This is a genomic window from Kitasatospora sp. NPDC056181 (assembly GCF_042266225.1).
Taxonomy (GTDB): domain Bacteria; phylum Actinomycetota; class Actinomycetes; order Streptomycetales; family Streptomycetaceae; genus Kitasatospora.
On the sequence record NZ_JBHJUK010000042.1, the window covers coordinates 50,299 to 60,783 of the forward strand.

Sequence of the window (10,485 nt, forward strand, 5' to 3'; positions counted from 1 at the left end):
GGGTGAGCGACGATGTCGCGCAGAGGGTCCGTACGGGGTTTCTTCGGCAGGTCGGCGGAGGCCGGGGCGCCCGGGGCCGGAGAACCGGCGGTCGGGCGGGCGGTGGTCGGGCCGTCGGCAGGCCGGTCGCTGGCCGTCAGGTCGCTGACGGTCGGGTGTGCACTGGCGGCGCTGGCCGCCGGTCCCGCGTGGGCGTGCCCGGACGCCGATCCGGCCCCGGGGACCGACCCGGCGGCGGAGGTCACCGCGCCGGCGGCGCCCGCGGCCCCCGCCGCCTCCGCCGCCCCCTCCGCCTCCGATTCCGACCTGGAGGTGATCCGGATCGATCCGGACCCCGCCGTACCCGGCGGCACCACCACGGTGCACGCCTTCGTCGCCAACACCGGCCCGGACCGGACGGCCTCCCCGTTCACCGTGGTGATCACCCTGCCGGAGGGGGTCACGCCCGAGAAGCCCTACTTCCCGGAGAACTGCTACGACTTCCAGAACGGCCACCGGGTGCGCTGCACCTTCCCGGCCGGCCTGGGGCGGTACCGGAGCGCGACGGCGCTGATCCCGGTCCGGCTCGCCCCCACCGTCCCCCTCGGCGAGCTGAGCGGCGGCTACGTCGCGGTGCGCGGTGACGACGACCGGAACGAGACGGACAACCGGCAGCCGTTCAGCATCCAGGTCGTGGAGGCCGCCCGCCACTGACGGGCGGGCGGTCCGCAACGGCCGGTCCTACCGGTAGACGCGGACGTAGTCCGCGGCGAAGGTGATCGGCGCCGTGCCCTGCGGCGCGGGGTGGTACTGCCCCGCGCTCAGGGACAGGTTGAGGATCGGGTACGCGGCCCAGTCGGCGCCGACGCCCTTGCCGTCGGAGAACACCTTGGCGCCGTTCACGTACCAGTCGACCGAGGTGGCCCCGTAGTAGGTGCCGATGGTGACCCAGCCGTCCTTCGCGATCGCCTTGGCGTCCGTGTAGTAAAGGTGACCCGGGGTGATGTGGTTGGTCAGCTCCAGCAGGTTCGGGTTGTCGGTGTGGTACTCGAAGGAGTCGATCTCACCGTGGGCGCCGCTGGTGCCGTTCCAGGTCCACAGCGCCGGCCAGGCGCCGGTGCCGGCGGGGAGCTTGACCCGGGTCTCGATGTAGTCGCCGGTCTTCACCTTGAAGCCCTCGCTGGAGTACTCCGTGGTGAGCAGCCCGGTGTCCCAGGCCTGCTTGCCGTTCTCCAGCGTGTGGCTGCTCGGCTTGGCGGTGAAGGTGGCGACGCCGCCGGAGACGGTGACGTTGTTCTTGTTCAGCCAGTCGAGCTTGTTGTCGTTCGGGTTGTGGTCGCCGTAGTGGTACGAGCTGCTCCGGTCGGCCGTCCAGCGGGAGCCCAGGTCGAGGCTGTTGAAGTCGTCCGACCAGGTGAGCTTCTTGCCGGCGACCGGTATCGCGCCCGGGGCGGCGGTCTGCGACGGGGTCGCGGTCGGCGCGGGCGTCGGGGTGGCGGTGGGTGCGGGCGTCGGGGTGGCGGTGGGTGCGGTGGTCGGGGCGGGCGCCGGCGTGGCGGCGGCGGCCGAGACCACGAGCTTCTGCGAGGGCAGGTTGTGCCAGGCACCGGCGGTGTCCTGCCAGAAGCCGAACTGGGTGTAGGTGCCGGCCGGCAGAGTCCGCGAGCCGGTGGTGACCGTCAGCCCGCCCGGGCAGATCTGCGCGTTGGTGCGGTTGCCGGGGAAGTCGAGGTTGTGGCCGGCCGCGTCACGCACGCCGACACCGACCGTCCTGGCGGTGAAGCAGGCCGAGGAGTGGACGGTCAGCGAGGCGGCGGAGGCGTTGCCCGCGACCATGGTGGCCGGGCCGAGCCTGTCCTGGGTGACGGTCGGCGCGGTGGCCGCCTGGGCCCCGCTCACCGCGGGAATGCCCAGGAGGCCGGCACCGCTGACAGCGAGCACGCCGGTGACGGCGAAGGCGGCGTTGCGACCGCGGTGGCTGGGGCGGGCATGGCGCGGCGCGCTGCGCCGGGCAGGCTTCTGCATGGCAGTGTCCTCTGCGACGCCTGCGAGGTGAGCTGTCGGGTTCGGGCTGAGGTTGCCCGGCCGCCTGTGGAGCGGCTTCACCCCTAGCCACGGCCCGGGCGCGGGGAGCGCACGGGCCGGGCACTGACCTGGGTCCCCCGCTCCCGTCCGCTGTGGTGCTCGGTTGCCGGCCGGCGGGTGGACAGGACTCGGCGTCCCGACGGCGGAGGTCCGCGAAGCGGACGTCCCGAGCAGGCTAGGCAGGCCGTCCGGGGGGCGACAACTCGGTGGAGGGTGTTGTCGTGCAGGTCACAGTGGAGTCGATCAACGACGGTGCGGAGTGGATCAGTTGGCCGAACGGGCACCGGGAGGACGGTGAGCGGGGCGCCGGCCGGGCGGTCGCCGGCCGGGTGGTCAGCCGAGCCAGCTGTTCACCTGGCTCATCGCGTCCGGGGACCACGCCAGCTCCAGGTGGTTGAGCCCGCCGAGCAGCCGCGTCGCGCCGACCGTACCGATCCCGGTGGTGTCCAGGGCGCTGCGGGAGAGGACGATGCCGTCGCTGGGCCCGCGGTTCTCGTTGAGGATCCCCGGGATGTCGGCCGAGCCGCCCGCCATCAGGAAGGTGGCGACCGCCGCCGGGACGCCCGCCTGCTGGAGCGGCCCGATCAGCGAACCGGCGTCGATCGCCGCCTGGATGCCCTGGCCGGAGGTGTAGTAGCCCTGTCCCCCGTAGTACGTCGTCCACCAGTCCTGGGCCGAGCCGTCCACCCCGTAGACGCCGTCCCAGCGGGCGAGCAGCTGGCGCTGGCCCGGGTAGCAGTCGTACCCGCCGGCGGGCAGGACCCCGAGGCAGGGCTGGGCGGTGTACGTGCCGTAGCAGGTCATGTACAGGTGCGGCGAGGGCGCGTTGGCGGTGCCGCCGCAGGCCGGCCAGGTGGCCAGCGAGAACGCCCAGCCGTGCGCGTAGACGTAGTCCAGGCCGCCGTTCGGCCCGCCGAGGGTGACCAGGCGGCGGACGTCTCCCGCGTAAGCCCGGCCCCAGGACGGCCGTACCGAGGAGACGTACGCGCGGGCGGCGACCTCCCCCTTGCTCCAGGCGACCACGTCCACCTGGGACACCCCGAGCCGGGCCCGGATCAGGGCGATCGCGTCTCCGACGGCCTGCGCCTGGAGCAGGTTGTCGCCCTGCTTGTGCGCGAAGCCGATCGCGAAGACGCGGTGGCCGGTCCCGGCGAGGTACTGGGCGAGGCCGGTGGACGGGCAGGCGGACGCGCCGCAGCTGCCGCTCTCGTTCGGGTTCGCCCAGGCGCGGTCGGCGTTGTCGTTGGCGCCGTGGACCAGCAGGACCGGGACGTCCCGGCCGCCGGTGTCCCAGCCCGCGGCCGAGTAGAGCAGGAAGCGCCCGGAATAGGGCTGGCGGACGCCGCCGAAGTAGGTCAGGCGGGCGCCGTCCTGGTCCCCCCGCCCGCCGGGCGGGTACTGCTCGGCGCGGAACCCGGCGGTGGTGTCGAGGTAGCGCTCGACCTTGGCCCAGCCGTTGCCGGGAGCGGTGAAGGCGGCCTCCAGGGTGAGCGGTGCGGTGGCCGCCGATGCGGGCGGGGGCGTGCCGAGGAGGAGGGCGGTGAGGGTGAGGAGGACGGTGAGGGCGGCCGGCAGGCGTCCGGCGGGGGTGGACGGGGTGGCTCCTCCGGTGACGGGCCCGGTGACGGGTCCGGTGCTGGCGGTGCTGGTGCTGGTGGCGGGCATCGGCGGCTCCCTGGCCGGAAGGTGGCGGGCTGCTGGGTCGGCCCACGTCCCGGTGGGCCGGATCCTGCACCGTACGACCGGACCGCCGGGCCGCCCATGTGCCGGTGTCACACCCCGCGGGCGGAGGGCGTGGCGGCCCCGGCCGTGGCGCCGGCGGGCCCGCGCCGTGACGGGGTGGGCGCAACGCCGCCGCGAAGGTCACCCGTCGGATAGGTTGGAGGTCCACCCGCAGTGCCGTACGCCCAGACGAGAGACGAGGACCCGTCCCGCCATGACCGCGCCCCTGCCCGCCTTCGCCGGCCGCACCTACCTCTTCCAGGTCGACAACGGCGCGGCCTTCCGCAACGCGTACTCGGCCGACGGCAAGCGGCTGCGCTGGGAGGGCCTCGGCGAGTCGGCCGGCCAGTGGGAGGACGTCGCCCTGCACGTCGCCCAGGTGGGCCCCGAGCTCTACTTCGTCAGCTGGACCGAGCAGAGCGGCATCACCGTCAGCCACCTGATGGACCTCGGGAAGCTGACGGTGCGCGCGTTCTGGACGTACGAGGGCGAGGGCGGCCGGGTCGGCGAGCTGCACACCGGCACGCTGGAGCCGGTGGGCTGAGGCGGAGGAACCGGAACGCCGGGCCCGCTCACCCCTCGGGGTGGGCGGGCCCGGCGTTCGACGTGGGCGGGCCCCGGGTTTCGGTGGTCGGCGCGGCGGACCGGGGTCAGACCGTCCGGCCGGGGACCTGGAGGCGCTGGGAGAGCCACTCCAGCGAGGACGGCAGCAGCTTGCTCCAGGTCTCGAAGTTGTGGCCGCCGGTCTGCAGCATGCTGTACGAGACCTTCATCGGGCTGTTGACCGCGGCCACGAACGCCTCGGTGTCACGCTTGTAGTCGCCGTCGCCCTGCTTGGTGCCGGCCAGCAGCACGGACACCTTGGGGTGCGGCAGGTTCTTCAGCCGCCACATGAGGTCGGCCTCGTGGCGGCGCTGCTGGGCGCCGGGGCCCTTGAAGAGCTCGGTGGTGGTCGGGTCGTCGGACGCCTGGTAGTAGCCGGAGAGCGAGACCGCGGTCGGGAAGGCCTCCGGGTGGCGCATGGCCAGCTTGAGGGCGCAGTAGCCGCCGGTCGAGTTGCCCATGAAGCCCCAGGCCTGCGGGTCCGAGGAGACCCGGTACGACGCCTGGATCGCGGCGGGAACGTCCTTGGTGTAGTAGGTCTCGGACTGCGGGCCGCCCGGGACGTCCTCGCACTCGGTGTCCTGCGGCAGCGCGGGCGACGGCGTCATCAGCACCAGCACGGTCGGCTGCATCCGGCCCTCCTGGAGCAGCTTCAGTGCCGCGCCCGGGTAGTTCAGCCGGGTCACCAGGTTCTTGGCGATGCCGGGAAAGCCGGTGGAGACGATGATCGCCGGGAACTGCTTCTGCTCGTACTCCGGCTGGAAGTACTGCGGCGGCAGGTAGACGTACCCCTCGGTGGAGAGCCGGCTGGCGGCACCGTCGATCCGCACCTCGCGGATCTCGCCGGACTGCCTGGGATCGCGGCCGAGCGCCCCGCCGCCCTGGACGGCGGCGTGGCCGATGGTCTCCACCTGCAGACGGCCCGAGGCGTCCGCCTTGTTCTGGATGACGACCGGGCCGTTGTCACCGGTGCCGAGCAGGTCGTCCCAGCTGCTGTAGAAGGCGAAGTAGTTGTTGGCCACCAGGCCCAGTGCCGCGAGCACGGCGAGCTGGGTGGCGAGCAGCGTGCCGATCCGGCCGAGCACCGCCTGCCAGGTCCGCTTCGCCAGTCTCGGCCACAACCAGACCGTGCCCGCCATCATCCCGACGGCGATCAATGCGGTCAGCGCCAGCACCTTGTGGCTCGTCAGACCCATGTCCTACTGCTCCCACGCCTCGTACGTCACAGCCCCGACCGCCGGCGGCCAGTTGCCATGACACTCGGGACGGCCGCCCCGGTTCCCCCGTCCACTGCGAAGGCCGTCGCCGAGGCGCGATCAACAACCCTAGCGGTCCGCGGAGGTGTCCCGGACCCGCCGACCAGCGGGGATCGGCGGGCCGGGCGGGGTCCGGAGGTATGACACGGGCCTCGCGAGACGGCGCGAGCGGGCGCGAGGTGGCCACGAGGTGGCGCGGAGTCAGCTGGCTGGGGTTCAGAGGCGCGGCCTGCGCCCGGTTCGGCTCCGGCCCGGGCGTCCTCCGGACACCGGCGTACTGCGGCACCGACGGCGTCGGCACCCGCAGCCCCGGTCGACGGCGGTGCGCGCCGACCGCGGGTTCAGCCCAGTCCGCCGTGCCGGGCGGCCGCCAGGGCCGCGGTCACGGCACGGTCGGCGGCCGCGTCGTCGACCGGCTCGGCGGTGATGAGCACCCGGAAGTAGAGCGGCGCGGCGAGGGCCTTGATGACCGCCGCCGGGTCGGTGCCGGCGGGCAGTTCCCCGCGCCCGAGGGCCCGGGTGACGATCGGCTCGGCCCGCCGCAGCCGGTCGTCGAAGATCCGCGACCGGACCTCGGCGATGCCCGGCGCCTGGGCGCCCTCCGAGAGCATCACCGCGAGCACCGCCGCGCCGGACGGCCCGCGCAGCCAGGCGGCCAGGCCGCGGGCGAGGAGCCGCAGGTCGCCCTCGACCGTGCCGGTGTCCGGGATCGGGATGTCCGCCGCGATCTGCCCGGCCAGGGCGTCGACGATCAGGGCGTCCCGGTCCTTCCAGCGCCGGTAGACCGTGGTCTTGTGGACGCCGGCCCGGCGGGCGACGGCGTCGACGGTGAGCCCGGCGTAGCGCAGCTCGGCGAGTTCGGCGAGCGTCGCGGCCAGGACGGCCGCCCGCACCTTCTCGCCCCGCCCGACCGTCGGCCGCCGGTCCGCTCCCGGGGCGCGGCCGTCGTCGGAGGCGTGGGGCCGGGAGGGCAGGGGATCGGGACTCATTGCAACTCCTGGTTGCGTTACGGCTGCCAGCGTGACACGCTCAGCGTATCGCAACCAGGAGTTGCGTTACACCTCAGGCATCGCCACCAGGAGGGGAACGCGCATGTCCAGGCCCTACCGCCACACCACCCCCGTCCCGAAGAAGTCCGCCACCGGCCGGGTCGCCGCCGTGTACGCGCAGATGGCGACCGACTTCCTGCTGGACGACGGTCCCCTGATGAGCCTCTCCCCCGCCCCCGACGTGCTGGCCGGCACCTGGGCGCTGCTGCGCGAGGCCGAGATCGTCGGCACCGCCGCGCGCGCCGACAAGGAGGCCGTGGCGAGCGCCGTCTCGCTGGCCAACCGCTGCCCGTTCTGCACCGAGGCGCACGCCCTGCTCGCCCACGGCGCCGGGGACCACGACCTCGCCGAGGCCGCCCGGGCCGGCCGCACCCCGGAGGACCGGCGGCAGGCCGCGCTGCTCGCCTGGGCGGCCGCCACCCGCTCCCCCGGCAGCCCGGACCTGGCGCGGCCGCCGTTCCCCGCCGACCAGACGCCCGAGTTCGTCGGGACGGCGCTGGCCACCCACTTCATCAACCGGATGGTGACCTCACTGCTCGACGAACAGGCGCTGCTGCCGAGCGCACTGCGCCGCTCGCAGTACGTCCGGCGGGCCGCCGCCCTGGCCATCGGGCGCGTCGCCCGGGTCAGCCCCGAGCCCGGGGCCGGCCTGACCGTGCTCGCCGGGCCCGTCCCCGCCGGCCCCGCACCCGCCTGGGCCGGGGAGGGCCCGGTCGGCCCCGCCTACCTGGCGCTGCGGGCCGCCGCCTCGGCCGGCGGCGAACTGCTCGGCGAGGCCGGCCGGGCCGCCGTGCTCGACGCGGTGGCCGCCTGGGACGGCGGCCACCCGCCGCTGGGCGGCGACCCGGTCGGGCGGGAGGTCGGCGCCGACCTCCCGCCCGCCGAACGGCCGGCCGCCCGGCTCGCCCTGCTGGCCGCGCTGGCGCCGTACCGGATCACGGAGGCGGACGTGGCGGCGTGGCGCGCTGCGGCCGGGGGCGGGGGCCAGGGCGAGGGGCGCGGAGACGGCGAGCTGACCAGGGTGCTGGCGTTCGGGGCGATCACGGCCACCACGCGGGTGGAGTCCTGGATCGTCGCCGGGGCACGCGCGGAATCCCCCGCGTAGCCGGCGGCGCGGCGCCCGCGCCGGTCGGCCGGGGCCTCGCGAGCGGGCGGGCCGGGGTCTCCCGGGCCGGCGGGCCGCCGGGCGCGGGAGCGGGCCGACGGCCGTACTTCGTGGGATCGCGGCCCGTCGGGGCTGTTCCGCGGAGGCGGAGGTGGACTTTACTGGAAGGGAAGGCACCCGAGCCGGCGGGCAGACGGGTCATCGCCACCGCCGGTGGTTCACCGGTTCCGCCGTTCCCACCCGGCAGGAGGTCATGCCATGAGCCCGCCTTCGCAGCAGCAGGCCTTACCGCGCCTCGTCGTCGACAATCCGGGCCGGCTCCGGGGGCAGGTCTTCGTCCTCGCCGACCAGCCGATGCTGGTCGGCCGGGACTCCGAATGCCAGATCCACGTCGGCGAGCCCGGCGTCAGCCGGCGCCACGCCGTGGTGTGGCGCTCCGGCGGTCACACCACCGTCGAGGACCTGGCCTCCACCAACGGCACCCGGCTGAACGGCCACCCGGTCTTCGGGCAGCAGGAGGTGCACACCGGGGACGTCCTGGACTTCGGCCCGTTCGAGGTCCACTACGAGGAGCCGCGCGACAGCGGCGCCACCGTCCCCGGGCTGGGCGCGACGGGGCCGACGGCCAGCTTCCGGACCGTCGCGCCGCCCCCGCCGGGGACGCCGTCCCCGCCCTGGGAGCCGCCACGGCCTCCGCCGCAACAGTCGGCGCGGCAGTCCGCGCAGCAGTCGGCACAGGAGTCGGCACAACGGGCCGCGGCGGCGCAGCAGGCGGCAGCCCAGCAGGCGGCCCAACAGGCAGCGGCTCAGCAGGCGGCCCAGCAGGCAGCAGCTCAGCAGGCAGCGGGCCGGCGGTCGGCGCAGCCGCCGCCGAGGGCGCAGCCGCCACCTGGGTCCGGGCCCCGCTTCGACGTGGGGCAGCAGGAGGCCGAAAACGTCAACAACGTCGCCAGGGACCAGTACAACTACGTGATGCAGGAGCGGCGGGACAGCTTCTTCCGCGAGATCGCCGCCACCCGCACCCGGGCACGGAACCTGATCCTCACCGGGTTCCTGGCCTTCGTGGTCGGCGGCGGGGTCTACGGCTGGGCGTTGGTGAGCTTCATCGTCCGGACCAACAACGCCGCGCAGTCCGGGAACCCCGACTTCACCGTGCCCGACCTGCTCGGGCCGAAGGTGGGCGGCGTGCCCGTCGGGGCCATCGGCTTCGCCGTGGCCGCGATCGGCGTCGTCCTGCTGGTCGTCGGCATCGTCCTGCACATCGTGACGACCTCGCGGCGGCGCCGCTTCGAGGAGGACGAGTCGCGCCGGCTCAGCATGCCGCCACCGCCGCGCTGAGTGCACCGCGGCACCGGCTGCGGCACCGACCGGTTCGGGCCGCCGCATCGAGTCTCACCACGGGAGGCCGTCGTGGTCTTCAACATCGGCAACCAACAGGGCGGCGTGATCAACAACGTCGCCGGCGACCAGACCGTCCACGGTGGCCAGTCGGGCCACCTCACGGTGGACGGGCAGGACGTACGCGACCTGGTCGGCGAACTCCGGACGGCCGTCGAGCAGGCGCAGCTGCCGCCGGCGGTGGCGCCCGAGGTCCGGGCCGAGCTCGACTCGCTGGACGCGGAGGTCGCCCGGCCGGAGCCGGACCGCGAGGCGGTGGCGGGCCGCCTGACCCGGATCACCCGGCTGCTCACGTCGGCCGGCGCCCTCGTCGCCGCCGGCACCGGACTGCTCGGACCGCTCTCCGCACTGGCGGGCTGGCTGGGCACCCTGGGACAACCGATCCTGCACGCCCTCGGGGGCTGAGGCCGGCGCGGGGTCGGTCAGATCGGCCGGGCGCGGCAGCGGGTCAGGCCGGGCGCGGGGCGGGTCAGGCCGGCCGGGCGTGGGCGCGGCGGCCGGTCGGCGCCGCGCCGCTGCGGGCGGCCCGGCGGTCGGCGAGGGCGTTACCGGCCCGGAGCAGCGCCGCCCCGACCAGGACGAAGGCCCCCGTCATCAGGAAGGAGGCGCCGGCCACCCGGCAGTAGCCGTTCGGGAGGGCGGGGTCGAGGAAGGGGTAGGGGTACCAGTCGATCAAGTAGCCGCGGACCATCGTGTAGGCGAGGTACAGGAGCGGGAAGGCCATCCAGCCGGCCGCCTGGACCGGACGGATGCGGCGCTCCGGCGGGTCGGCCAGCCAGTCGGCGAGCACCACGGCCGGCATGAGCTGCTGCAGCACGTGACCGACCCAGGGGATCATGACGGCCTCGGGGTAGCTCGCCAGCCCCAGCCCGTAGAAGATCCCGGTGATGGTCATGCAGAGCACCACCCCGCCCCGCACCACGCCGGGCACGGGACGCCGGCCCGTCAGACCCGCCCAGCCGCCGAGCAGCAGGACGACCACCGCGGCCATGTTGCTCAGGTTGGTGAAGTAGTTGAAGTAGTTCACCACCCCGACGACGCCGGTCGCGGCGTGGTAGCCGGCGAAGCCGAGCGCGACCGAGGAGAGGACGGCGAAGGCGATCCTGGTGGGGGCGAGCCATCGGTGCATCGTCGGATCCGCCTCTCCGCCGGGGGCGTCGTGGTGCTGCCGGGTGCCGGGGTCTCGTACCAGCGGGTCGCCCCGGTAGCACGTCCTCAGATTCAAACCCCGGCGCGGGCATCCGGCCACCGGGCCGGACGGGCCGGCGGGCCGGACGTGGCGGCGGGC

Annotated in this window: 10 protein-coding genes and 1 riboswitch; of the genes, 5 read left to right on the plus strand and 5 right to left on the minus strand. The window is 74.8% G+C overall.

The genetic code is table 11. The features are described 5' to 3' along the window. The first annotated feature begins 12 nt into the window (after nucleotides 1–12). A complete protein-coding gene (locus tag ACFC1F_RS18100; protein WP_376159383.1) occupies nucleotides 13–693 on the plus strand; it encodes a hypothetical protein in 681 nt (226 codons plus the stop codon). Between the two features lie 27 nt (nucleotides 694–720). Here ACFC1F_RS18100 and ACFC1F_RS18105 read toward each other — a convergent pair whose 3' ends face one another. Both ACFC1F_RS18105 and ACFC1F_RS18110 read right to left on the minus strand, forming a co-directional pair. Further along, nucleotides 721–2,004, minus strand: a complete 1,284-nt coding sequence (locus ACFC1F_RS18105; protein ID WP_376159385.1) for a hypothetical protein — start codon at nucleotides 2,002–2,004, stop codon at nucleotides 721–723. A 2-nt stretch (nucleotides 2,005–2,006) separates the two neighbouring features. Beyond that, nucleotides 2,007–2,172, minus strand: a riboswitch (cyclic di-AMP (ydaO/yuaA leader). Nucleotides 2,173–2,397: 225 nt separating this feature from the next. Then, entirely contained in the window at nucleotides 2,398–3,729 is a 1,332-nt protein-coding gene (locus ACFC1F_RS18110) for an esterase/lipase family protein (protein WP_376159387.1), read from the minus strand. 271 nt (nucleotides 3,730–4,000) lie between these two features. Between ACFC1F_RS18110 and ACFC1F_RS18115 the strand changes: the two genes are divergently transcribed. Then, nucleotides 4,001–4,330 carry a MoaF N-terminal domain-containing protein gene (locus ACFC1F_RS18115; protein WP_148641765.1) on the plus strand — a complete coding sequence of 110 codons (330 nt, stop codon included), beginning with the start codon at nucleotides 4,001–4,003 and terminating at the stop codon, nucleotides 4,328–4,330. 106 nt (nucleotides 4,331–4,436) lie between these two features. Here the strand turns inward: ACFC1F_RS18115 and ACFC1F_RS18120 are convergent, their stop codons facing one another. Beyond that, a complete protein-coding gene (locus ACFC1F_RS18120; RefSeq protein WP_376159389.1) occupies nucleotides 4,437–5,585 on the minus strand; it encodes an alpha/beta hydrolase in 1,149 nt (382 codons plus the stop codon). Nucleotides 5,586–5,986: 401 nt separating this feature from the next. Continuing rightward, on the minus strand, nucleotides 5,987–6,634 hold the full coding sequence (locus ACFC1F_RS18125) for a TetR/AcrR family transcriptional regulator (protein WP_376159390.1): 648 nt from the start codon (nucleotides 6,632–6,634) through the stop codon (nucleotides 5,987–5,989). 103 nt (nucleotides 6,635–6,737) lie between these two features. Here ACFC1F_RS18125 and ACFC1F_RS18130 point away from each other — a divergent pair, with 103 nt between their 5' ends. From ACFC1F_RS18130 to ACFC1F_RS18140, 3 genes are all read left to right on the plus strand, one after another. Next, nucleotides 6,738–7,799 carry a DNA-binding protein gene (locus ACFC1F_RS18130; RefSeq protein WP_376159392.1) on the plus strand — a complete coding sequence of 354 codons (1,062 nt, stop codon included), beginning with the start codon at nucleotides 6,738–6,740 and terminating at the stop codon, nucleotides 7,797–7,799. A 258-nt stretch (nucleotides 7,800–8,057) separates the two neighbouring features. After that, complete coding sequence (locus tag ACFC1F_RS18135) at nucleotides 8,058–9,137, plus strand: FHA domain-containing protein (protein WP_376159393.1); 1,080 nt, start codon at nucleotides 8,058–8,060, stop codon at nucleotides 9,135–9,137. A gap of 72 nt (nucleotides 9,138–9,209) precedes the next feature. Then, entirely contained in the window at nucleotides 9,210–9,602 is a 393-nt protein-coding gene (locus ACFC1F_RS18140) for a hypothetical protein (RefSeq protein WP_376159395.1), read from the plus strand. 64 nt (nucleotides 9,603–9,666) lie between these two features. Here ACFC1F_RS18140 and ACFC1F_RS18145 read toward each other — a convergent pair whose 3' ends face one another. After that, a complete protein-coding gene (locus ACFC1F_RS18145; protein ID WP_376159397.1) occupies nucleotides 9,667–10,326 on the minus strand; it encodes a Pr6Pr family membrane protein in 660 nt (219 codons plus the stop codon). Between the last annotated feature and the right edge of the window lie 159 nt (nucleotides 10,327–10,485).